The sequence below is a fragment of the Bradyrhizobium sp. CCGUVB4N genome, assembly GCF_024199945.1.
Lineage (GTDB): Bacteria > Pseudomonadota > Alphaproteobacteria > Rhizobiales > Xanthobacteraceae > Bradyrhizobium.
The window spans coordinates 8,464,339-8,487,287 of sequence record NZ_JANADP010000001.1 but is presented as its reverse complement, the minus strand read 5'-3'; the positions used below and the strand labels follow the sequence as shown (position 1 = coordinate 8,487,287).

Sequence of the window (22,949 nt, the reverse complement as noted above, 5' to 3'; positions counted from 1 at the left end):
ATCATGACGCTGGTCTCGATTCCGTCCAATCCCGTTCCCGAAGACGTCGTCAGCGGCACCATCAAGACGCCCGACGGCGTCGAGCTGCGCTTTGCGCGCTGGGCGCCGCCGGCGAACCGCAAGGGCACCGTCTGCGTCTTCACCGGGCGCAGCGAGCAGATCGAGAAATATTTCGAGACCGTACGCGATTTGCGCGACCGCGGCTTTGCGGTGGCGACGTTCGACTGGCGCGGGCAGGGACACTCCTCGCGCCGCCTTCGCGATCCGCGCAAGGGTTATGTACGTAACTTCGCCGACTACGAGATCGACGTGGAGACTTTCGTGCAGCAGGTGGTGCTGCCGGATTGTCCGCCGCCGTTCTTCGCGCTGGCCCATTCGATGGGGGGCGCCGTGCTGCTGCGGCTGGCGCATGCGCAAAAGCGCTGGTTCGACCGCATGGTGTTGTCGGCGCCGATGATCGACCTGCCCGGCCGCTCCACCTCGTTTCCGGTGCGGACCTTGTTGAGGACGATGCGGATGCTGGGGCGGGGCGGCGGTTATGTTCCCGGCGGCAGCGACCACCTCACCGGGCTGTCCCCCTTCATCAACAATCCGCTGACCAGCGATCCCGTGCGCTATGCGCGCAACGCCGCGATCCTGGAGGAGGACCCCACGCTCGGCCTGGCGTCACCGACGGTTGCCTGGGCCGATTCCGCGTTCCGTGCGATGAACACCTTCAAGGGCATGACCTATCCGTCCGAAATCCGGCAGCCGATCCTGATGCTGGCGGCCTCCAACGACACGGTCGTCTCAACGGCTGCGATCGAGGAGTTCGCCTACCATTTGCGCGCCGGCTCCCATCTCGTGATCGCCGGCTCGAAGCACGAGATCCTGCAGGAGCAGGACCGCTACCGCTCCCAGTTCTGGGCCGCGTTTGATGCGTTCGTGCCGGGCACGCCGCTGTTCAAGTGAGATGCATCCGCGAAGGCGGTGTGCTCCCTCGCCCCGTTCTTACGGGGAGAGGGTTGGGGTGAGGGGCTTCTCTCCACACGCGCGATCGTCGTGAGACCTGTACCCCCTCACCCGGAATCCGCGCTGCGCGCGAATTCCGACCTCTCCCCGCAAGCGGGGAGAGGTGAAGCGCAGCTCAAAGCGTCTTCAGATACTCGATCAAATCGTAGCGCTCTTGCTCTTTGAGCACGCGGCCGATGGTCCCGTCCTTGCCGGGGCCCGGCGTGCCATCGAAGGAGTGGCCGGCATTGCTGTTGCCGAACATCTCGGTGCCATCCGACGCGCGCGTCGAGAAGCGCGACTGCCCGGTCTTGCAGCTCTCGCCATCGGCGACGGCGAAGCCGACCTGCTTCGGATCGTAGTCGCGACCACCGCCCATGCAGAACGATTTGGGGCGCTCGGCGGCAGGGCTCAGCATCCACCAGAGCGAGGGCACCGATCCATTGTGCAGGTAAGGCGCGGTGGCCCAGACGCCGTTGAGCGGACGCGCGCGATACCACGGCCCGGGCTCGTTCTTCTCGGCCGGCTGCGGACCGGAATTCGGGCAGTTCTTGCGCGCACCCCACCAGGCGTCCTGAACCTTCGGGGGAATCTTCGCATCGTCCATCGCCTTGCGGCTGACGATGTCGACGAGCACCATCAGGCCGACCGAGTACGGCATGTCGGTCGACGAAATATCCGGCAGATTGCAACGCCACCAGGCATTGAGGTTTTGCGTGGGATCGAGCTTGAGGAAGCCCGGCACCTGCACCGTCCGGGTCGCCAGCACGCTGGCCTGAGAGGGATCGGTCCCCATGCCTTTGACGCTTTTCTGGACCTCGTTCAGGAATTTCTCATTGCCGATGGTCTCCCACCGTGACGAAGACCAGATGCTCTGGTCGGGAAATTCGCTGTCGAACACGGGATCGTTGACCGGGCCAAGATGGCATTCGACGCAGATCTCCGCATAGAGCTTGCGGCCGCGCTTGACGCGCTCGCCGTCGATCTTCCAGGCGGCATCGCCGAAGATGTCCGAAGGCCATTTCGGTGATGTCAGTCCGGAGAGCTGCTTCTTCGGATAGGGCGCCGACCCCTTCAGCAGATCCTCGATCCAGTTCAGGTTCTTGATGTCCATCGACGAGCGGAACAGCGCGTCCTTGGGCGTATTGTCGGACAGGTTGAGCAGCGCGGTCACGCCCAGGGCTTCGCCGGCGTTGCGGATCAGCGGTTGCTCGATGGACGCGTCATATTGCGCGTATTTGAGCCAAGGCACGGTCCAGATCGGCGGGAAGCTGACCGGCGCGTCCTTGGCATGCAGATTCTTCTCGAAGCCGCTGAGGCCGCTCAGCGTCATGTCCTGGGAGAACACCTGGTTGCCGATGCGGTTGAGTGCGTCGAGGCGGCCGTAGCCTTCCTCGGTGTCCTGCTGCTGCTCGTCCCGCTTCGTCTTCTCGTTGAACCGCGTTTTGCCTTCGATGGTCTTGCTGTAGGTCGTTTCCCAGTCTTTCAGGAACGTGCCGATCGCGCTCAGCTTCTGCTTCAGCGCATCGCGATCCGCATCGCTGGCGGAGGGGCCGAGCACGCGGTCGGCGAAGCGCGTGAAGCGCCCCGGCACGAAGAGCGTGTAGGCGATCGACAGGCCGGTCGTGATCTCGAGCTTCCGTAGGTCGGTCATCGCCGGGCCGCCGTCGAAGCGGATGTCGATGCCCTTGTAGTGGATCTGGCCGGTGTGGCAGGCGGCGCAGGTCAGGCCGATCCGGTCCTCGCCGACCTTGCCGGTCGCTGGATCCGGCACGCCGGTCATGCGCGCAAAGCCGACGGGCAGGCCGTCGACGTTTTCGGCCTGAGCGCCCCAGTCGACCGGCGGATCCCAAAGCCGCGCCGGCACCGGCTTCGTCTTGTCGTAGACGTTGGCATAGCCGAACCGGCGCAAGGTGGCGTCGTCGGTGTTGATCGTCTGCGGGCTGGGGATGAAGCCGAAGCGCTGCAGGTGTTCGCTGTCATGGAGCATCCCGGGCTTTGCGAAGAAATGCAGCCGCGGCTGCTCGAGCGCCATGAACCAGCTATAGGGCACCGGGAAGGTCGCGGTGCCCTGGCTCGCGTGATGAAACCAGTGCCGGTCCTCCAGCGCCCAGTTTTGCTCGAGCCAGTAGGCGGCGTGGGGCTCGACCAGCTTCGGCAATGGCGGGGCCACGAGTTGTCCGACGACGTTGGGCAGCATCGGCTGGAATTGATCGGGAAAGCGCAGCGCGACGATGCCAAAGAGGACGAGCGCAGCGACCAATCCGCCGGCCGCGCGCAGGATCAGCGAGGGCGGCTTGACCGGCTGGCTGACGACCCGCTGGGTGATCCTGTCGGGGAATTTGCGCTCGTTGAACAATGTCCTCACCTCGGCCACGCTGAGATAGCGGTCATCACCCTGACCCTTGCCCATGATCTTGAGCAGGACCGGCCATTCGAACTTCATCAGGATCCGGTAGTACCAGCGCGCCTGATTGCCGGCGCGTTTGAGATTGTCGTTCATGAAGGTCTGGATTTGCGAGGCGTTGAGCCCGGTCTCGGTGCCGCCATCGGGATCGGTGTAGGTGCCGCCGAAACTGGCGAGCCGCGCAATCTCGTCCTCGTTGACGCGCCCGTCGACGCCGAGGATGCGCGAGCCGGCACCGAGCTTGTCGAGCGGGCCGCCGCGCAGGCCATTGAGTTGCGCGCCCCAGAAGATGCTTTGCAGGATGTGACAGGCGCCATTGGCGATCAGCGCAACGCCGCGGACCTGGACACGGGCCGAGACCTTGTTCAGCCCGGTCTCGCCGCTTGCATTTGCGATGGTCTGCGACAGCGTTCGGAGCGGGACGGTCCCGCCGTCGACAAAACCCTCGCCGACGAGGCCGCGCAGGAACGGGCAGGGATTGTTCGGCGAAACCTGGATCGAGGGGTTGAAGGGGGGCTTCGAGACGGAATCGTTCATGGCCCAAAAATCCTGAAAACAGCGAATCGTGAAATGCAGACGCGCCGATCAAGCGCGGAAAGTCCTAACAAACCGACAGCAACCTATACTACTTCAGCGTGTGGCGAAGTGTGGCTGAATTCACTGTCGTGTCAATAAAACTGGGCGAGAGATCGCCTCCCGACGGCCGTTGCCTTCACGACTCGGCGGCGCGTTTGACGTCGCTTTGGACTAGCGTGAGCTTGCTGGCCGGGACGCCCGCCTTCAGGAGCCCGTCGCGGTAATGCGCGATGTCCTCGGGCCGCTTCCAGTGAAAATTCCGCAAATGGCGGTCGACGTTCAGGGTCGGGTAATTGCCCATCAGCACGCCGGTCGCTTCCGTCGCCTCGTCGGTCCGGCCCAATTGCGCCAGCGCCGCAGCGCGGATCGCCAGCGCCTGCATATGGTTGGGGTTGATGTAGAGCTGCTCGCGCGCCCATGACAGCGTCGCGTCATATTGCCTGAGCAGATAATGGCTGAAGGCGTTCAGCGCGGCCCATTGATAGCGCGGGTCGCCGTTGTCGCGCTGGGCGGCCATCGAGAACAGCTCGATCGCCTGGCGGTGCTCGCCGATGACGAAATGGCAGATGCCGAGCACGCCGCGTGCGCCCACGTCGTAGGGGTTGAGCGCGACGGCGCGCTTGGCCGCGTCCATCGCGGCCTCGTCATGGCCTTCCATCGCGTGCGCCCAGGACAGGATGGAGAACGCAAAGGAGGAGCGCGGGTCGAGTCGGACGCTGGTCTCGGCCAGCTGCATCGCCTCAGTCCACATCTCGCGCGTGCCCTTGACCCAGCCGAACTGGATGCTCTGGATCTGGATCGTGGCGAGATAGGCATGCGCGATCGACAGTTTGGGGTCGAGCGCGATCGCCTCCCGGAACAGGGCGACGGCAATGCCCATATCTTCCTTCGTGTGCCGATAATAGTGCGACAGGCCTTTCAGGAAGCGGTCCCAGGCGGTGATGTCGGTGGTGGGGCGCGCGGGCGCGGAGGCCTCGGCGCGGACGATCTCGGTGGCGATCGCCGCAGACAGATTGGTCGTGATCTCGTCCTGCATCGCGAAGAGATCGCCGATGTCGCGGTCGTAACGGCCGGTCCAGAGCTGCTCGCCGGTCTCCGGCGCGATCAGCTCGGCAGTGACGCGGATCTTGGCGCCGGCGCGCCGCACCGAGCCCTGGATCAGATAGGTGGCGTCGATCTCGCGCGCGATCACGCGGGTGCTGACAGTCTTGCCCTTGAAGGGGAAGGTCGAGTTGCGGCTCAGCACGCGGTAGAATGATTGCAGCGACAGCGCGTGGATCAGATCCTCGGTCAGGCCGTCGGAGAAATATTCATCCTGCGCGTCGCTGAGATTGGCAAACGGCAGCACGCCGACGATGGCTGTGCGGTATTGCTGCGAGAGTGCGGACCCTTCCTTCAGCTCGGGTGCGAGTGCAGTCGCGCCGTCGGGCGTCCAGGTCCAGACCCCGACCGGATCCTTGATGTTTTTGAAACGGTGGTTGCCGCCATCGACCAGCGGCACGGTGAGATGCTTGCTGGCCTCGCGATAGGCCTTGGCCGAGATCGCGAACCCGCCGGGGCTCGACACCGACTCGAGCCGGACGGCGATGTTGACATCGTCGCCGAACACCTCGTCCTCGTCGGCGATGACGTCACCCATATGGATGCCGAGCCGGAATTGCATGGTGCGTTCGGCAGGCAGATGGTGATTGCGCTCCGCCATCAGCACCTGCATCGCGATCGCGGCCTCGGCGGCGCCGACGATGGAGGGGAATTCCAGCAGGAAGCCGTCGCCGGTGTTTTTGACGACACGGCCGCCGTGATTGAGGATGATCGGATGGATCGCGCTGCGATGGGCCTTGAAGGCGGCATGGGTGCCGGCCTCGTCATGGCCCATCATCCGCGAATAGCCGGCGACATCGGCGCAGACGATGGCGGCCAGACGTCTTTCCATATCCTCGGAGCTCCAACGGAGAGGGGATAGCCACCGCGTGGCAGGCGCCTCGAATCCCGCGTGTCAAAACCCTGCCTTTATAGAGCAGATGGCGCCGAGCGAAAGTGTGATCCGCATTGCAAATTCGAGGTAAATTCTCCGCAATCGCGGCAGTGGACGGCGGGGCGCGAACCGACTAAGGGCAGCTCTTGAGACGAACCGTCGCAGCGTCGGGGCACCTCGCATGCTGGGTATTCACGAAATCTGGCTCTTCGTCCTGTCGGGCGTGCTGCTCAACATCACGCCGGGGCCGGATTCGGTCTATGTGATCGGCCGCAGCATGCAGATGGGCTGGCGCGGCGGGGCGGCGGCCGCCTTCGGCATCAGTTGCGGCTGCTTTTTCCATGTGGCGGGCGCCGCAATCGGCCTTTCGGCGCTTCTGATGGCCTCATCCACCGCATTTTCGATCCTGAAGCTGGTCGGTGCGGCCTATCTGGTCCTGACCGGGCTCCAGATGCTGTGGTCGCGCCCGGCGCTGGTGGCGGTTAAGGACGAGGCCGAGCGGAACTCGCTGCGGCGGGTTTTCCTCCAGGGCGTCTTCACCAACGCGCTCAATCCCAAGGTCGCGCTGTTCTTCCTGGCCTTCCTGCCTCAATTCGTCGCAGCCGATGCGCCCCACAAGCCGCTCGCCTTCCTGACGCTCGGCCTGATCTTCATCTGCACGGGCACGCTGTGGTGCCTGGTGCTGGCGGCGTTCGCGGCCAACGCCGCCAACCGGCTGCGGCAGTCCGAAGGCGTGATCGCCTGGGTCAATCGGACGCTGGGCGGCCTCTTCATCTATCTCGGCATCCGCGTCGCCATGCTGGAGACGCGGTAGCTCGTCCGAACGGATGATGCAGGCTTCGTAGGGTGGGCAAAGGCGCACTTGCGCCGTGCCCACCACCTCTCTCGGTTACAAAAAATGCGTGGGCACGCTTCGCTTTGCCCACCCGACAATTCTTCCTTACGCAAATTCCTTCAGCAGCGCGCTGCCGGCCAGATAGACGCCGAGCAAGATCATCGCGACCAGGAACCAGCGGCGGAATGCCTCCGCCGGCATTTTCGCCCGCACCGACTGGCCGACGAACATGCCGGCAAAGGCCATGGCCATGGCAACAGTGCCCGGTACGGCATTGGCTGGCGTCAGCAGGCCGCCGGCGGTGAGATTGAAGGCGAGCGCCAGCGTTGCGGTGGTGAAGAACACGCCGAGCGCCTGCACCAGCTCGTCCTTCTCCATGCCGATCGCCTGCATGAACGGCATCGAGGGGATCACCTGCACGCCGGTCGAGGCCGAGATCACACCGGTGATCACGCCGACCACGCCGCCGACCCATTTCTCGTTCTGCGGTGCCACGTGGAAGTTGAATTTGCTGAGGCCGATGATGGCGTAGATCACCAGCAGGATGCCGAGCACGACGGTGCCGTAGCGGGCATAGGGCCCGGTCAGCGCGCCGGCATTGAGCCAGCATCCGACCACGGTGCCGATCATCAGCGGCCACAGCCGCCTCAGGATGTCGCGCAGATGAGGGCCGACGAAGGTCTGCCAGATGTTGGTGACGATGGCGGGCACGATCACGATGGCGATCGCGCGGCTCGGCGCCATGTTCACCGCGAGCAGGCCCATGGACACCGTCGGCAGGCCGAGCCCGACGACGCCCTTGACGAAGCCGGCGACCAGGAAGACGGCGGCGATCAGAATGAGAAGCGGATCAATCATGCGAGCCACATTGACCGAAGCCGCGCCCAGGCACAATCTGGAGGTTACGGAGACAGCCTTCGATGATAGCGAAGGCTCATTTTGGAGGAAGCAAAAGTGCGCTTCGATCTCGTCGATCTCCAGCTGTTCATTGCGGTCGCCGACCAGCGCAGCATCACCCGCGGCGCGGAGCGGTCGCATTTGGCGCTGGCCTCCGCCAGCGCACGGATCAAGGGGCTCGAGGATGCGCTTGGCGTCGCGCTGCTCAAGCGCGGGCGCCGCGGCGTCGAATTGACCGCGGCCGGCGAGAGCCTGCTGGATCACGCGCGGCTCGTGATTCACCAGATCGACGCCATGCGCGGCGATCTCGCGGGCTTTGCCAGCGGCGTGCGCGCCAGCGTGCATTTCCTCGCCAACACCTCGGGCCTGTCGGAGCATCTGCCGAAGGCGCTAGCCGGCTTCCTGCGCGAGCATCGCGACGTCGCCATCGACATCGAGGAGCGCGAGAGCACCGACATCGCGGCCGCGATCACCGCGGGCGCCGCCGACCTTGGCTTCGCCGCCGAGCACGCGCTGCCCGATCATGTCGAGCGTTTCGTGTTCAGCGAGGATCGTCTGACGCTGGTGACCTCGAAACGAGGCCCGTTCGCCGGCCGCCGCCAGATCGATTTCCAGGAGGCCAACGCCTGCGAGTTTGTCGGCCTGACCAGCGCCACCGCGCTCCAGATGCATATTTCAAAGCACGCCGCGCGGCTCGGCATGCGCCCGCATTTCCGCGCGCGCCTGCGCGACTTCGATGCGATCTGCCAGCTGGTCTCGGCCGACGTCGGCGTGGCCTTGGTGCCGGAATCCGCCGCCCGCCGCTGCGCCAAGCTGATGCCGCTCGCCATGGTCCGCCTGCGCGACGCCTGGGCCAATCGCCGCCTCGTGATCTGCGCGCGCAGCTTCAAGGCATTGCCAAAGCCGGCCAAGATGCTGGTGGAGCATTTGAGGGCGGCTGCGGTGTGAGATGACTCTTACCCTCCCCTGGAGGGGTCCGAGACGAGCGTAGCTCGCTCGTGGGTCGTTCGCGCGAAGCGCGAGCGGGGTGGGGTGATCTCTCCACTCGGGCACTGTTGGAGCTGGAGAGACCGTCACCCCACCCCGGCTCACTTTTCGCTGCGCTCAATGTGAGCCGACCCACGAGCGAGCTACGCTCGTCTCGGACCCCTCCAGGGGGGTAAGAAAGAGCGCGCTACTTCGCCGTCTCCACACCGGCGTCCTTGATTACCGTCGCCCATTTCGCGGTCTCATCCGCGATGAACTTTCGAAAATGCTCCGGCTCGTCGCCGACAAGCGTTGCACCCTGCTGCGCGAGCTTGTCCTTCACCGCGGGATCCGCCATCGCCTTGGTCGCGAGGTCATGCAGCGCGGTGACGATCTCCTTCGGCGTGCCCTTGGGCGCGACCATGCCGTACCAGTTCTCGATGCGCAGATCGGGGAAACCCGCTTCCTTCGTCGTCGGCACGTCGGGGGCGGTCGGGGCGCGTTCAGCCGAGCCGACCGCGATCGGCTTGAGGGCGCCGGCCTTGACCTGCGGCAGCAGCACCGGGAGGTCGAGGAATGTCATCTGCACCTGCTGGCCCAAGAGATCGTTCACCGCCGGCGCGGCGCCGCGATAGGGCACGTGCACGATGTCGATCTTGGCCGTCAGCTTGAACAATTCGCCGGCGAGATGCGGCAGGCTGCCGGGGCCGGAGGAGGCGAAATTGAGCTTTCCGGGCTGCGCTTTCGCGAGCGCGATCAGTTCGCCGATGTCCTTGGCGGGCACGTTGGTGGCCACGACCAGCATTTCCGGCACGGTCGCAACCAGCGTCACCGGTGTCAGATCGGCAAGCGTGTCGTAGGCGACCTTCTCCATGCTCGGGCTGATCGCGAGCGCGCCGGCGGAGGAGATCGCGATGGTGTAGCCATCGGGCGGGCTCTTTGCGACCGCGTCGGTGCCGAGCACGCCGCCCTGGCCGCCGCGATTGTCGATCAGCACCGGCTGTCCTGCCAGTTCCGACATGCGCTGGCCGATGACACGGGCGATGATGTCGTTGGGGCCGCCGGCCGGGAACGGCACGATCAGCTTGATCGGTTTTGCCGGAAAATTCTGGGCGGCCGCCATGCACGGCAGCAGCAGCAGTAACAATCCAACAAGAAGCCTGCGTGAGATGGTCATGCAAGCCTCCTGCTGGCGCTTGTTACTGGTTGAGCAGTTTCAGTGCTTCTTCGTGAACCCTGGCGTCGCCGGCCGCGACGATGCGGCCGCCGCCCTGGGCCGGCTTGCCTTCCCATGTGGTGACGACGCCGCCGGCGCCGGTCACGATCGGGATCAGGGCTGCGATGTCGTACGGCTTCAGCTCGGTCTCGACCACGAGGTCGACATGGCCGGCCGCCAGCATGCAATAGGAGTAGCAATCGCCGCCATAGCGCGACAGCCGCGCGCCCTGCTCGATCCGGCCGAAAATGGCGCGGTCGCGCTCGTTCATCAGCAAGGGAGAGGTGGTGTAGGTCGTCGCCTCCGACAGTGAAGCACAGCGGCGGACCTGGAGCCGGCGCTCGCCCGAGGGGCCTTTATAAATGGCTGAGCCATTATCGCCGGAAAAGCGCTCGCCGATGAAGGGCTGGTGCATCATGCCGTAGACCGGCGTGCCCTTGTGCAGCAGCGCGATCAGCGTTCCCCAGATCGGAAAGCCGCCGATGAACGACTTCGTCCCGTCGATGGGGTCGAGCACCCAGACATAATCGGCGTCCTCGCGCTCATTGCCGAATTCCTCGCCGACGATGCCGTGCTGGGGAAAGCTCGCCTTGATCAGCCGCCGCATCACCGCTTCGGCGGCGCGGTCGGCTTCCGTCACCGGATCGAAATCCTTGGTCTTGCTCTTGTCGTCGATCGACAGCGAGGTCCGGAAGAACGGCAGGATGGTTTCGCCGGAGGCGGTGGCAAGCCGTCCGATGAAGGCTGAGAAGTCGATCACCGTCACGGCGCATCCTCAAAACGAAAGTCGGGTGAAGCTTTCATCTGCCTAGCTCAATTCGCCTCTCGCGTGCAGCGCTGTCTTGATTTGCACCCTGGTATTTTGGATGCGGATACCGGCGGCCCAGGCGAGCTATATGCTGGCCAAATATCGATCACAGTGTTGAGAACTTAGTTCCGCGTATGCCTCGTTCGTATGCAAATGACTATCAACCCATTGAAATTCCTTATCAAAGAAACTGAATCTGGATTTCGCTGGAAGCAAATGAGCCATGTGTTTTTGCATGGGAAACGGCTCAAAAGCCCTTGCACTTTGTGCGGCGCGGCCGCATATTGTTGCGGTGCGGTAGCGCTCTGCGTTACCGCTGCCCTCCTTGGGCGTTTCCTCCCTAGACTTGGGCCGCTTCTTCATTAGAAGCGGCCCTTTTTTCTTGGGTCTCTGTTTTCAGTTTAGCGCGCATACGCTTGCGAAGCGAAAACGCATTCGCACTTCTCGCAGCGAGCACGATCGTTCGAGCAAAATCGTTCGAGAATAGTTCGCGTCTATTCCGCCGCGGCCTGGAACGGGCCGAGATCGCCGAATGGGATCGTGGTCGCCAGCACATCGGCGAGAATGCCGAAGTCGCTTGCCACCTGCGCAAAGCGCGGACCGCGCTCGCGGCGGCGTTCGTCCATGTAGATCGCGCGGTTGAGCTCGAGCTGCACCGCGTGCAGGCCGCTCGCCGGGTTGCCGTAATGCTCGGTGATGAAGCCGCCGGCATAGGGCTTGTTGCGGCCGATCGAATAGCCGAGGCCGGTCATGGTTTCCTCGACGCGGTCGGGCAGCAGCGGCGTGCAGCTGGTGCCGTAGCGGTCGCCGATCACGATATCGGGCCGGCGCGGCTCGTCTCTGCTGACCCCGACCGACGGCATCGAATGACAGTCGACCAGCACCACGGTGCCGAACATCTGGTGCACCTTGTTGATCAGCCGGCGCAGCGCGCGATGGTAGGGCTTGTACAGCGTCTCGATCCGCGCCAGCGCGTCGTCGACCAGGATGCGGTCGCGATAGATCTCCTGGCCGTCCCCGACCACGCGGGGAATCGTGCCCAGGCCGCCTGCGACCCGCATCGAGCGCGTGTTGGCAAAGCTCGGCAGCCGGCCGGTGAACATGCGGGGGTCGAGCTCATAGGGCTCGCGATTGACGTCGACATAGGAGCGGGGAAAGTTCACCCGCACGGTCGGAAAGCCGCGATCGCTCAAATGGCCGATCAGCTCGTCCATGAAGGAATCTTCGGATCGCCGCAGTTGCGGAAGGTCGATCCGCGATGCCGCGAGGAATTCGTCCGGATAGGTCGAGCCGGAATGCGGAGAGTTGAAGATAACAGGCGCGCGCCACTCGGCGGGCTCCACGATCTCGAAGGCTGGCGACGCGTCGCCGTCAAACCGGGTCATCTTCTCAGGCTTCGTCCCTTCACGCCGCACGATCCGGCCAAAATCCAGCAAGCCCCAGATCGAATGATTCGGCCGATCGAGCGGCTCTTATGTGTCGTCATTGTCCGGAATCGCAACCATTCTGCCAAGCGAAAAGATGTGATTGGCGCATGGAACATGTCTTAACCGTGCGGGCAGGGAGGCGGGGATGCGCCGGCGCGACGAGATTGATTCGCAGCCCGTTCGGGTTCACAAGGGGCCGCGCCGGTCGGGCCCAGGGTAAAGATTTTCACCCGAAATTTACCCTCTGTCGGGCTTACTGACCTCTGCATATCCTTTGGGGATTCGACGTTCCTGCCATGCCAAAAATCCTGCTCGCCGAAGACGACAACGACATGCGCCGTTTCCTGGTCAAGGCGCTGGAAAACGCCGGTTTTCAGGTTTCGTCCCATGACAACGGCATGGCCGCCTATCAGCGGTTGCGGGAAGAGCCGTTCGAGATGCTCCTGACCGACATCGTGATGCCGGAGATGGACGGTATCGAGCTCGCCCGCCGGGCCTCGGAACTCGACCCCGACATCAAGATCATGTTCATCACCGGCTTCGCCGCGGTCGCCCTGAACTCGGATTCGGACGCCCCCAAGAACGCCAAGGTGCTGTCGAAGCCCGTTCACCTGCGCGAATTGGTGAGCGAAGTGAACAAGATGCTGGCGGCCTAAATTGGCCCCCTTCCGTCCTTGCACCGGCTCCCACGAGCCGTTATAGGGACCCCACCCGACGTAAGTGGACTATTAGGGCACGTAGCTCAGCGGGAGAGCACTACCTTGACATGGTAGGGGTCACAGGTTCGATCCCTGTCGTGCCCACCACGCTTCGCCAAAAGGCTTCGCGTGGCACAGCCACGCCCATAGATGGCGAAGCGTGTCCGGCGTAGCTCGAAGAGCGAAGACGAACTGGAACGTCATTCTCAGCTCCCTTGGAACACGCCTCCGCACCCGGCATTGTTCCGCCATGCCCAAGGCCTCAACCAAGCCCTTCAAGCGCGGCGATCACGTCAGCTGGAATTCCGAGGCCGGCCGCGTCCGCGGCCATATCCTGCGCGTGCACATCAAGGACGTCGACTACAAGGGCTACGTCCACCACGCGACGGCGGACGATCCGCAGTACGAGATCAAGAGCGACAAGACCGATCACGTCGCCTTGCACAAGGGCAAGGCTCTACGGCGGCTGCGCTCCTGATCTCAACTCGCCTCAAGCCCTCTCAGCTCAGCGGCAACAAATGCTCCGGGATCGGCACTGGGGCTGCCGGCACCAGCGAGGCGACGGAGACGTGCGGCCAGGTCAGGCCGTTGAAATCCAGCATCACCCTCTGCGAGTACTGGATCTGCGTCGTCGCCACCTTCACACGGCCGCCGGCAAATCCCTTGCCCGGCACCAACGGAAGTGAGGCGACGAAGCTCGGCACCAGCGGTACCGTGCTCTTCTGCACCGGCTGCAGGATGATCGGCGGCTCGCCCGATGCGATGTGCGGCACGTCGATGTCGTAGATGACGGTCTCGATCCAGAACACGGCATCCATCTGGAAGGCGTTGGCGTTGGCGCCATTGCCGCCGGGCGGCGGTGCCGGCACGCCCTGCAGGAACGCGATGTTCGCGGTGCCGCCGGCGAAGTTCGGCGCCTGCGGATGCGGGCCCGGTGAAACGACGGCCGGCAACGGACCGCCCGACAGCGGCGTGCCGGGCTTGGTCGAAGTCTCGATGATGATGGTCTGATGGATGGTCTGATGCGCGATCTGATGGCGCAGCACCGTGTTCGGATCGGTGATCATGGCCTGGGTGAGCTTGCCCGAGGCGATCAGCGCGGTGAGGTCCTGCGGCAACCTGCGTGTCGTCTTGTTGGCCGCGGTTTGATTCTGGAACGTGAACTTGTTGGCCGGATTGCCGCCGAAGAACGGCGTGATGTCGATCGGCGCGATGGTCGGCTTGCCGGCGACGGCCGGCAACGCGGCGCCTTGCGCGGTGATCGTCGTTCCGTGCGGAATCGAGGCCATGCGCGCGAGGGTGAACGGTTCGTTCGGATTCGTGCTGGACGGCACCGCGAGCCAGATGCCGGGTTCGAAGTGAATGCCGACGGGCGTCCCGGTGGTCACGTCGTTGATGGTCTGCAGATAGGGCACGCCGTTCAGGAAGGCATCCGCCTGCGGCCCCGAGCCACGATTGGGAATCGAGCCGAGACTGTTCGAGAACGACATCGTCTCGTCAGTGAGGTTCAACTCCAGCACGTTGTCGGGCGGGTCGGTGGTGTTGATCGGCCCCGGCATCTGGGTCGGCGTCGTCGCACTGTCGGGCCGGAAGATGGTGTTGAAACCCTGTCCCGTGAACGTGCCGGCGAAGGCCGACAGCGGCCCGAGCGTCGGCGGCAGGACGAGCGGCAGCGCAGCAGGCGCGACGGCGGCATGCGCGGCAGCCCTGAACACGCTATCGACCTGGTGGATGGAAAAGTTTGCTGTTCTGTTGAAGGCGCTGGTAAGCGGCTTGGGTTCGTCCATAGGGCGTTCCTTTCGATGGCTGCAAGCGCGACTGTCGATGCCGGCACTCTCCCGGGCCGGCGTTCCGGGCTGATCGATGGTCTCCCTGTGTCAGGCCGCGCCACGCGCACGCGCGGGATGTCGCATCGCCTGGCTCGGCGAGACGTCGGAATTTTTTGAAACCGATCGCGATCTTCTGGCGCGTCGTCCGTCGCGGGGATCGTCGGTGTCACCCTGCGCGAAACGACGCTTTGTCAGGGGTGTTCAAAAATGGAATGATCGAAACATACGGGGTCGCACGCCCCGTTCGCCTTGGTTACATCTCGATTATGATACAACCTAAGAGGTGCTTCAAGTGTGTTCCATTTCACAAGCGAAAGAGTCGCAGTCACGCCCACGATCGGCGTGAGGCCCGCGCCAGATCTGGTTCTCATCGAAGCACCGAAGACGAGCAGGCGACCCCATGAGCATATCCGTCATCGAACAGGCAAAGATCCAGGCGCAGGTGCTGGTGCCGCTGGTCAAGGCGCTGCAGGCCGAACTCGGCGAGGCGCGCGCGAATGCGCTGGTGCGCAAAACGCTCGGCGATCTCTATCGCGGCTTCGGCGAGGCCTTTTGGACGGCGAAGAACGAGGCCAATCTCGGTCAGGCCGTCGCCTCCGCCTTCAAGACCTACGCGCGGGACGACGCGCTCGCCTATGACGTGATCGAGCAGACGCAGGACGCATTCGCGTTCGACGTGAAGCGATGCGCCTATGCCGAGTTCTACAAGGCGCTCGGCGAGCCGGAGCTCGGCTTCCTCATGGTCTGCACCGCCGATTTTGCGACAGCCGAAGGGTTCGGCCCCGACGTCAGGCTCACGCGGACGCAGACCATCATGCAAGGCGCCGATCATTGCGACTTCCGCTACCGGCGCGTTGCGGACGGATCGAAGGGAAGGGACAGTGAATGATGCGGACGATTTGTCTTGGGACTTGTTTTGGGATTTGTCTTGCCGTGACGGCTCTCGCGCTGACGGCCTCGAGCGCCAATGCGGCGATCATCGATTGGCAGGCCGAGATGCAGCGCTGCCGCGCGGTGCGCGAGAGCGTGGCGCCGCTGCTTCAGGCCGGCGAGGGCATATCCGCCGTCGGCCGTTCCAACAGATCCGTCCGTCGCTGCATCTGGATCCAGCGTATGGCGGTCCGCAAGAAAATCCCCGGCGCGGAGACATGGTAGGAGGTTGGCTCGTTGCGAGAACAGTGCGGATGTGACCGCGTCTGCCTGATCGTCACCCTGAGGTGGCCGCTTCTTCAGCGGCCCTCGAAGGGCGACAGCCCGGCTGCCGCATCGGGCCGCTCATCCTTCGAGGCTCCCGGCGCGATTGCTTCGCACCGCGCCACTCGCACCTCAGGATGACGGGGTTGGGAGTTTCGCCGCTGTGCCATCCCTGGCTGCGAGCAGCAGGTCTTTGAGTCCGCCCGGATAGAGGCTCGGTCCGTCAGGCACGTCGAGATCGGCGAGGTCGAACCAGCGGGCGACGATCTCCTCGCCATTATCCTCGCGGAAGTCGATGCGGTCCTGGCCGGCGAACGCGTGCTGCGGAAACGCGACCTCGGCGATGAACATCACCTCGTGCCCGGTCGCGCCCTCGTGGACATAGATGTTCTCCATCATCAGCGGTTCGCCTGTGATGGTGATGTCGATGCCGAGCTCTTCGTTGAACTCGCGCGCGAGCGCAGTCCGCCAGCTTTCGCCGAACTCGATCTCGCCGCCGAGCGGGCGCACGCCCTTGATCCGGCCCGAATCGTCGCGCACCTCAGCCGCAAGCAGCCGCCCGTCCCGCCAGTGCAGGCCGATCGCGACGACGCGGATATGGGGATGAGGGCGCCATGTGGTCATGGGCCATCGATAGTCGGTGCCACATGCTTTCGCAACGAGGGAGGAGGCGCAAATGTCTCCCCGTCATCGGTACCTAGGCCTCGCCCCGCCAGAACGCCGTCTGCAGCGGCAGCTGCTGCCGGATCATCGCCACGCCGTCGACGACCTTCAGCCCACGCGCCGCGCAGGCTTCCATGAAGCCGGTTCGCCGGCCGGCGATGATGTCGAATACGGCGCAATCCTTCGGCAGTTTTGCCGGGTCCATCGGCAAGGCATCGGTCGCCTTCAGGCCGAGCGAGGTCGCATTGACGCAAAGACCGGCATCGTCGAAGCGCGTCTCGAGGTCGATATCGAGACCGGGAAATTGGCCGCGGAGCTTTGCCGCAAGCGTCTCGACCGGGCCGGGCACCTCGTTGAGAATGCGCAACCGCCTCACACCTCCCGCCGCCAGCCCATGGCAGATCGCGCGGCCGGCGCCGCCTGCGCCGATCACCACGATGCGGCGGTCGGGGTCGAAAATGCCGGCCTCGCGTGCGGCATTCAGGAAGCCTTCGCCGTCGTAGGACTCGCCGACGAGTTTTCCGCTCGCCTCGATGCGGATCGTGTTGACCACGCCCTCGAAGCTTGCTGCGGGCCCGACCTCGTCGCAGAGCTCGAACGCGGCCGGCTTGTGCGGGATGGTGATGTTGAAGCCGGCGGTGCTCGGCGATTTGGCCAAGGTTCGGATGGTCTCGACGAGATGCTTCGGCGCCACGTCCATCACCACCATGTGCCAGTCGAGGCCCTGCTCTTCGAAATAGGGCGTGTAGTAGCGCGGCGCGGCGACATGGCTGGAGGGGTGGGCGAGGATGAAAACGGTGCGCGAGGCGCCGGTCGGATATTTCATGAGGTCAGCCTTTGACGGCACCAGCCGTGAGCCCGGAGACGAGATAGCGGCGCACCGCGAGCGAGAAGATCAGAACCGGCGCCATCACCAGCGAGCCGCCGGCGGCGATCTTACCCCATTCCCAGCCCTCGTAATTCATGAAGTTGACGACGGCGACCGGCGCGGTACGCGCATTGGTGCGGGTCAGGATCAGCGCGAAGAAGAAGTCGTTCCAGGCGTAGAGGAAGCACAGGATCGCGGTCGCGGCGATGCCGGGCGTCACCATCGGCAGCACGATCTTGGTGAACACCGTGCGCGTCCGCGCGCCGTCGACCAGCGCCGCTTCCTCCAGCGAGACCGGGATGGTGTCGAAGAACGGCTGCATCATCCAGATCACCAGCGGCAGGTTGAAGCTGGTGTAGACCAGCACGAGGCCGGTGATGGTGTCGAGCAAGCCGATCCAGCGATAGAACAGAAAGAAGGGAATCGTGAACGCGATCGGCGGCGCCATGCGTGTCACCAGGATCGCAAAGGAGAGCGCATGCTTGCCGCGCCCGGCCCAGCGCGACAGCGCGTAGGCCGCGGGCACGCCGAACAGTAGCGCGAGCGCGGTCGAGAGTGATGCGCTCAACAGGCTGTTGACGAACGAGGCCGAGAACGCGCTGTGCCAGAGCGAGATGTAATTCTGCAGCGTCGGCGTGAAGATCAGCGGCGGCGGGAACTGCAGGATCTCGTCGTTGGTCTTGAAACTCATCTGCAGCAGCCACAGGAACGGCGACAGCAGAATGAGGAGCGTGACGGTGATCGCGACCAACCGGCCCGGCGTTGCCTTGCGCAGTGACGACTCGCTCATGCCAGTGCTTCCTTGCGCCGGCCCATCCAGACCAGCCCCAGGCTGATGCCGCAGACCAGCAGCAGCATCACCACGGTGACCGCGCTGGAATAGCCGATCTCGTTGGTGTCGAAGGCGAGGAGATAAGCATAGTAGTTCGTGACTTCCGTCACCGTGCCGGGGCCGCCGCCGGTCAACAGGAAGATCAGCGGAAACGCTTTCACGCTGTCGATCAGGCGGAACATGCCGGAGATCACCAGGATCGGCGTGATGAAGGGCAGCGTGACGTACCAGAAGATCTGCAGCTTGTTGGCGCCGTCGACGAGAGCGGCTTCCGAATATTCGTCGGGAATGGTCTGCAGCGCGGCCAGCACCATCAGGAAGGTGAAGGGCGTCCATTCCCAGGTGTCGGCGATGACGATCGCGGTCAGCGCGAAGTCGACGCTCGATGTCAGCGCCGGCAGCGTGACGTGCAGCGCTTGAGCCGCGTAGTAGAGCGGGCTGATGTCGGGCGCGTAGATCAGCTTCCAGATCACCGCGACCACGATCGGCGGCAGCACCATCGGGATGAGGAAGAAGGTGCGCGCGAATTCGACAAAGCGTGAAGGCACGTTCAGCAGCAGCGCCAGCAGCATGCCGAGCAGCACCTGGAACAGCACGCTCGCGACCGACAGCTTGGCCTGCACCGCCAGCGAGTTGACGAAGCGGGGATCGCCCGGCAGCAGGCCATAATTGCGGAACGGCTCGCTGAAATCGGTGGCCGAGCCCGGCGTCGTCAGCTGGAACGGCGTCAGACTCGTCACGATCAGATAGATCGCCGGCAGCACCGCCACCGCGAACAGCACGATCAGGCTCGGGGTGAGCGCGAAGGCGATGAACCTTCGGCGCTCCAAGTCAATTCCGCTCTCGGTCAATTCCGCTCTCGCTCAAAGCTTCGTCCCGGCGCGGCGGAGTGCGGCGATGGCCTGGTCCTGGGCCGCGTTCATGGCGTCCTTGGCCGGCAGTTGCCCGGTGGCGACCTGCTCGAACGCCTTGTTGAGGACGTCGCCGACGATCGGAAATTCCTTCGACGTCCGATAGGCCATGTAGTTCTCGCCCTTGCCGGGCTGCTCCAGCACCTCGAGATAGAGCGCGCCGAGGTCCTGGCCGTTCACCGTGTTGAGCTTGCGATAGTCGTCGCTGGTGATGATCGAGCGGCGGCAGACCGAGGAATGGCCGTGCTCCCGCACGAGCTTCATCGAGATCTCCGGCGAGAGCGCCCATTTGATGAATTCCCACGCGGCTTTCTGGTTCTTGGCGTTCTTGGGAATGCCGAGGCCCTGGCTGTTCGAGGCCGGATAATCGTGCACGGGACCTGCGGGCGAACGCACCACGCGCGAGGTCTCCTTCACCTTGCTCTCGTCGGAGAGCAGGATCGGCGTCACCCAGGCGCTGGAGTGGATGAAGATGTTGGCACGGCCGGTCAGCATCGCTTGCCGTGCCTGATCCTCGGTGTAGGTCAGAACGCCCGTAGGCGCGTTCTTCAGCAGCTTCGCATAGAACTCGACGCCCTGGATCGCCTCGGGCGTGTTCAGCGCCGGCATGACGTCGCCGGGCGGATTCCTGAAGATGTTGCCGCCAAAACCCTGGATGTAGGGCGGCAGATTCCAGTTGTGCAGGAACCACGACACCAGGCCGCTGACGCCATCGGTGCCGTTGATCTCGGCGCAGACCTGCTGCAGTTCGGCGAAGGTCTTGGGGATCTTCAGCCCCTTCTTCTCCATCAGGTCCATCCGCGACAGACCCATCAGCATCGCGCCGCCTTCCCAGGAATAGCCGTAGGTCGCGCCCTTCGCGTCGCGATAGGGCACCTGTGCACCGTCGACGAAGTCCTTCGGATTCCACTCGGCCGGCGTCAGGTTGGCGTCGCCCGTGAACTCGTCGAGATTGGCGAGCAGGCCTGCTGCGATCCAGCGGGTCGCGAGCGTGAAGGTGACGTTGACGAAATCATAGGCCGAGCCGCCCGAGGACAGTTCGAGATTGGCCTGCTGGTTGTAGACGGGCAGGGCCGAGAGCTGGAGGTCGACCTTCATGCCGGTCTTGTCCTCGAACTCGGGAATGTATTTCGCCAGCAGCGTGAAGAAGCGGTGCTGGAACGAGGCGCCGTGCAGGGTGACACCGGCAAACGGCTTCGTCTGCGCGATCAGCGGCGCGGGGAATGCGGCCAGCGCGGCGCCGGCAGCGCTCGCTTTCAGCAGTTTGCGGCGGGTGATCGAGCTCGCGCGCGGTGCGTTTGTCATGACGTTCTCCCTCATTACTATTTTTGTCGGCTTCAACGCGTCCGCTTGGTGCGGACGGTCTCGTCCTCGGCGTCCTTTTTCTTCTGACGCGACATGGCCGTGACGATGTTCTGTTCGGTGAGATCCATCAGCTTGTGCATGGCCTGGCGTGCGCCGTCGGCGTTGCGTGCCCAGATCTCGTCGAGCACGGCGCGGTGATACGGCAGGCTTTTCCGCGGGGCGCCCGGATTGGTGCTCGACAAATCGAACGACATCCGCAAGGCGGCTGCGACCGTCGCGCCGAAGGCGATCAGGAAATCGTTGCCGGTGGCGATGAGAATGCCGCGGTGGAATTGCAGGTCGGGCTCGGCATAGGCGACACGGTCCATGCCGGCCGCATCCATGCCGCGATAGGCGCGCTCGATCCGGGCAAAATCCTCGTCGGTGCCGCGCACGGCGCAGATGGCGCAGGCTTCGGGCTCGACGATCCGGCGAACCTCCAGAATCTGCTTGGCGAACTCCTGCGTCGGCAGCGCCGACAGCGTCCAGTTCAGCAACTCCTCGTCGAGCATGTTCCAGTCGAACCGCGCCCGCACATGGGTGCCGGCCTTCTGCTTCGAGGCGATCAGTCCTTTCGCTTTAAGCAGCGACAGCGCTTCGCGGATCGAGGCGCGGCTGACATCGAAGCGGGACGCCAGCTCGATCTCGCGCGGCAGCGTGGTGCCCTCGCGCCAGACCCCGGTCAGGATCATCCGCGCCACTTCGCGGGCGACCTGGGTGCTCGATTGCGGGCTGTCCTTGTGAGGAGATTTTGCCACGGTGATCCCGGATTCGTGGAATAAAATGTCTGATTTATTACGTGTGACAGAGGAGAAGCGCGCCAAATCGTGCGTCCTGTCGCAGATAATCAAACCAGGGCTGGTTTGACAAGAATTATTATGTCAGACATATTTTCCATTGACTCATCGCCGCGCAGGACAAAGCAATCGTGACAAAGCCCCACATCATCCTGGTCATGACCGACCAGCAGCGCTTCGACACGATCGCCGCGACGGGCCATCCCTACATGAAGACGCCGAATCTCGACCGCCTGGTGCGCGAAGGCGTCTATTTCGACAATTGCTTCATCAATGCGCCGAGCTGCGTGCCGTCGCGCGCGGCGCTGTTCTCCGGACTCTATCCGCACGCCTCGGGCGTGCTGAAGAACGGGCAGCACTGGCAGAAGACCTGGGTGAGCAAGCTCGGCGAGGTCGGCTATCACTGCGTCAATGTCGGCAAGATGCACACCATCCCCTACGACGCGAAGGCCGGCTTCCACGAGCGTTTCGTGGTCGAGAACAAGGACCGCTTCTTCGAGGGCCGCTGGTTCGCCGACGAGCTCGACAAGGCCTTTGCCGCGCACAAGCTGACCAAGCCCTCGCGCGCCGGCTATCGCAGCCTGCCTGATTATGGCGACCGCATGGGCGCCTTCACCTGGGAGATGCCGAAATCGCTGCATCCGGACATCTTCGTCGCCGAAACCGCGATGTGGTGGCTGGAGACGCGCCCCAGGCCGGAGGCGCTGTTCATGCAGATCGGCCTGCCCGGCCCGCATCCGCCCTATGACCCGCTGCCGGAATATCTGGAGCACTATCTCGCCCGCAACGACCTTCCGGTGCCGCAGCCGACCGAGGCCGAGATTGAGGGCCTGCCGGCCTATCTGAAGGAGAAGCGCCGCCACGACACGGAAGTGGACCACGACGCCGTGTCATGGAAGCTCGCGCCCACGCATGAAGAGATGCGCCGCCTGCGCGCGCACTACTATGCCAACGTCACCATGATCGACGAGCAGATCGGCCGCCTGATCGAGATGCTCGACACCAAGGGCTATCTCGACAATTGCGTCGTCATCTTCATGTCCGACCATGGCGACAATCTCGGCGAGCACGGGCTGAGCCAGAAATGGTCGATGTACGAGCCGGTGACGCGCATCCCTCTGCTGTTCTGGTCGCCGAGCCTGTTTTCCGACGGCCGCCGCATCCGCGAGAAGTGCCAGCTGTTCGATCTCGCGCCCACCATTCTCGATCTCGCCGGCGCAGAGCATCCAAAGCCGTTCCAGGCGCGCAGCCTGCTGCCGGCGCTGAAGGGCGAGGACTGGACCGGCCGCGACTTCGTCTTCTCGGAGCAGGCCGGCGACGTCGCCATGACCGGCGCAAGGCTGATCACGATGGTGCGCGACGACCGCTGGAAGGTCGTGTTCATCCACGGCGCCGAGGACGGGCAATTGTTCGATCTCGCCAGCGACCCGCTCGAGCAGCACAATCTCTGGGGCGTGGGCGAGCATGCCAGTGAGATTAGCCGCCTCAAGGATGCCTTCATCGACTGGCGCCAGAACAGCCTGCTCGAGACGATGGACCTGAACGCCGCAGCGCGGTGAGATTTCACCGCATCATCCGTCCTGTCATTCCGAGCGCATTCCTCGCAATGAGGGCGATGAGACGGCGATGCGCGCAAGTCTTGATCCGCTACCGGCCGCCTGCCATTGTCCGCTCATCCACCACGGCCATGAGCCTTGGGAGGTCGATGTTGCGGCG

At 64.1% G+C, this 22,949-nt stretch carries 21 protein-coding genes and 1 tRNA gene; 9 read left to right on the top strand and 13 right to left on the bottom strand.

Annotated features, from left to right (window positions below; genetic code table 11):
- Window positions 1-3 precede the first annotated feature (3 nt).
- Window positions 4-951 carry an alpha/beta fold hydrolase gene (locus tag NLM31_RS39580; RefSeq protein WP_254134574.1) on the top strand — a complete coding sequence of 316 codons (948 nt, stop codon included), beginning with the start codon at window positions 4-6 and terminating at the stop codon, window positions 949-951.
- A gap of 175 nt (window positions 952-1,126) precedes the next feature.
- Here NLM31_RS39580 and NLM31_RS39575 read toward each other — a convergent pair whose 3' ends face one another.
- Both NLM31_RS39575 and NLM31_RS39570 read right to left on the bottom strand, forming a co-directional pair.
- Window positions 1,127-3,934: a di-heme-cytochrome C peroxidase gene (locus NLM31_RS39575; protein ID WP_254195748.1), complete on the bottom strand. Its 2,808-nt coding sequence runs from the start codon at window positions 3,932-3,934 to the stop codon at window positions 1,127-1,129.
- A gap of 175 nt (window positions 3,935-4,109) precedes the next feature.
- Window positions 4,110-5,906, bottom strand: a complete 1,797-nt coding sequence (locus tag NLM31_RS39570) for an adenylate/guanylate cyclase domain-containing protein (RefSeq protein WP_254195747.1) — start codon at window positions 5,904-5,906, stop codon at window positions 4,110-4,112.
- Between the two features lie 223 nt (window positions 5,907-6,129).
- Between NLM31_RS39570 and NLM31_RS39565 the strand changes: the two genes are divergently transcribed.
- Window positions 6,130-6,762: a LysE family translocator gene (locus tag NLM31_RS39565; RefSeq protein ID WP_254195746.1), complete on the top strand. Its 633-nt coding sequence runs from the start codon at window positions 6,130-6,132 to the stop codon at window positions 6,760-6,762.
- A 126-nt stretch (window positions 6,763-6,888) separates the two neighbouring features.
- Here the strand turns inward: NLM31_RS39565 and NLM31_RS39560 are convergent, their stop codons facing one another.
- Window positions 6,889-7,641: a sulfite exporter TauE/SafE family protein gene (locus NLM31_RS39560; RefSeq protein ID WP_254195745.1), complete on the bottom strand. Its 753-nt coding sequence runs from the start codon at window positions 7,639-7,641 to the stop codon at window positions 6,889-6,891.
- Window positions 7,642-7,737: 96 nt separating this feature from the next.
- Here NLM31_RS39560 and NLM31_RS39555 point away from each other — a divergent pair, with 96 nt between their 5' ends.
- A complete protein-coding gene (locus NLM31_RS39555; protein ID WP_254195744.1) occupies window positions 7,738-8,628 on the top strand; it encodes a LysR substrate-binding domain-containing protein in 891 nt (296 codons plus the stop codon).
- 226 nt (window positions 8,629-8,854) lie between these two features.
- Here NLM31_RS39555 and NLM31_RS39550 read toward each other — a convergent pair whose 3' ends face one another.
- The 3 genes from NLM31_RS39550 to NLM31_RS39540 all read right to left on the bottom strand — a co-directional run bounded on the left by NLM31_RS39550 (window position 8,855) and on the right by NLM31_RS39540 (window position 12,055).
- On the bottom strand, window positions 8,855-9,823 hold the full coding sequence (locus NLM31_RS39550; protein ID WP_254195743.1) for a tripartite tricarboxylate transporter substrate binding protein: 969 nt from the start codon (window positions 9,821-9,823) through the stop codon (window positions 8,855-8,857).
- A 22-nt stretch (window positions 9,824-9,845) separates the two neighbouring features.
- Window positions 9,846-10,628: a histidinol-phosphatase gene (gene hisN / locus NLM31_RS39545; RefSeq protein ID WP_254134567.1), complete on the bottom strand. Its 783-nt coding sequence runs from the start codon at window positions 10,626-10,628 to the stop codon at window positions 9,846-9,848.
- Window positions 10,629-11,164: 536 nt separating this feature from the next.
- Window positions 11,165-12,055: an N-formylglutamate amidohydrolase gene (locus NLM31_RS39540; protein WP_254195742.1), complete on the bottom strand. Its 891-nt coding sequence runs from the start codon at window positions 12,053-12,055 to the stop codon at window positions 11,165-11,167.
- Between the two features lie 338 nt (window positions 12,056-12,393).
- On the opposite strand from NLM31_RS39540, the gene cpdR reads away from it, so the two are divergent.
- From cpdR to NLM31_RS39525, 3 genes are all read left to right on the top strand, one after another.
- Entirely contained in the window at window positions 12,394-12,753 is a 360-nt protein-coding gene (cpdR, locus tag NLM31_RS39535; protein WP_007597092.1) for a cell cycle two-component system response regulator CpdR, read from the top strand.
- Between the two features lie 75 nt (window positions 12,754-12,828).
- Window positions 12,829-12,903: transfer RNA gene (locus tag NLM31_RS39530), tRNA-Val, on the top strand.
- 142 nt (window positions 12,904-13,045) lie between these two features.
- A complete protein-coding gene (locus NLM31_RS39525; protein ID WP_254134565.1) occupies window positions 13,046-13,273 on the top strand; it encodes a DUF2945 domain-containing protein in 228 nt (75 codons plus the stop codon).
- A gap of 22 nt (window positions 13,274-13,295) precedes the next feature.
- On the opposite strand, the gene NLM31_RS39520 is transcribed toward NLM31_RS39525, so the two are convergent.
- On the bottom strand, window positions 13,296-14,582 hold the full coding sequence (locus tag NLM31_RS39520) for a heme-binding protein (RefSeq protein ID WP_254195741.1): 1,287 nt from the start codon (window positions 14,580-14,582) through the stop codon (window positions 13,296-13,298).
- Window positions 14,583-15,024: 442 nt separating this feature from the next.
- Between NLM31_RS39520 and NLM31_RS39515 the strand changes: the two genes are divergently transcribed.
- The gene (locus NLM31_RS39515) at window positions 15,025-15,513 is read left to right on the top strand and encodes an L-2-amino-thiazoline-4-carboxylic acid hydrolase (RefSeq protein WP_254195740.1); all 489 of its coding nucleotides are present in this window, start codon (window positions 15,025-15,027) and stop codon (window positions 15,511-15,513) included.
- Window positions 15,513-15,779, top strand: a complete 267-nt coding sequence (locus tag NLM31_RS39510) for a hypothetical protein (RefSeq protein ID WP_254196341.1) — start codon at window positions 15,513-15,515, stop codon at window positions 15,777-15,779. The genes NLM31_RS39515 and NLM31_RS39510 overlap by 1 nt, the downstream gene beginning before the upstream one ends.
- A 171-nt stretch (window positions 15,780-15,950) precedes the next feature.
- Here NLM31_RS39510 and NLM31_RS39505 read toward each other — a convergent pair whose 3' ends face one another.
- The 6 genes from NLM31_RS39505 to NLM31_RS39480 form a co-directional block, all read right to left on the bottom strand.
- A complete protein-coding gene (locus NLM31_RS39505; protein WP_254195739.1) occupies window positions 15,951-16,442 on the bottom strand; it encodes an NUDIX hydrolase in 492 nt (163 codons plus the stop codon).
- A 73-nt stretch (window positions 16,443-16,515) separates the two neighbouring features.
- A complete protein-coding gene (locus tag NLM31_RS39500) occupies window positions 16,516-17,307 on the bottom strand; it encodes a shikimate dehydrogenase (RefSeq protein WP_254195738.1) in 792 nt (263 codons plus the stop codon).
- A 4-nt stretch (window positions 17,308-17,311) separates the two neighbouring features.
- Window positions 17,312-18,139 (bottom strand): carbohydrate ABC transporter permease, encoded by an 828-nt coding sequence (locus tag NLM31_RS39495; RefSeq protein ID WP_254134560.1) that lies wholly within the window; start codon window positions 18,137-18,139, stop codon window positions 17,312-17,314.
- Complete coding sequence (locus tag NLM31_RS39490) at window positions 18,136-19,011, bottom strand: carbohydrate ABC transporter permease (RefSeq protein ID WP_254195737.1); 876 nt, start codon at window positions 19,009-19,011, stop codon at window positions 18,136-18,138. The genes NLM31_RS39495 and NLM31_RS39490 overlap by 4 nt, the downstream gene beginning before the upstream one ends.
- Before the next feature lie 33 nt (window positions 19,012-19,044).
- Window positions 19,045-20,397: an ABC transporter substrate-binding protein gene (locus NLM31_RS39485; RefSeq protein ID WP_254195736.1), complete on the bottom strand. Its 1,353-nt coding sequence runs from the start codon at window positions 20,395-20,397 to the stop codon at window positions 19,045-19,047.
- A gap of 32 nt (window positions 20,398-20,429) precedes the next feature.
- Window positions 20,430-21,194: a FadR/GntR family transcriptional regulator gene (locus NLM31_RS39480; protein ID WP_254195735.1), complete on the bottom strand. Its 765-nt coding sequence runs from the start codon at window positions 21,192-21,194 to the stop codon at window positions 20,430-20,432.
- A gap of 170 nt (window positions 21,195-21,364) precedes the next feature.
- Between NLM31_RS39480 and NLM31_RS39475 the strand changes: the two genes are divergently transcribed.
- The gene (locus NLM31_RS39475) at window positions 21,365-22,792 is read left to right on the top strand and encodes a sulfatase-like hydrolase/transferase (protein WP_254195734.1); all 1,428 of its coding nucleotides are present in this window, start codon (window positions 21,365-21,367) and stop codon (window positions 22,790-22,792) included.
- Window positions 22,793-22,949 lie beyond the last annotated feature (157 nt).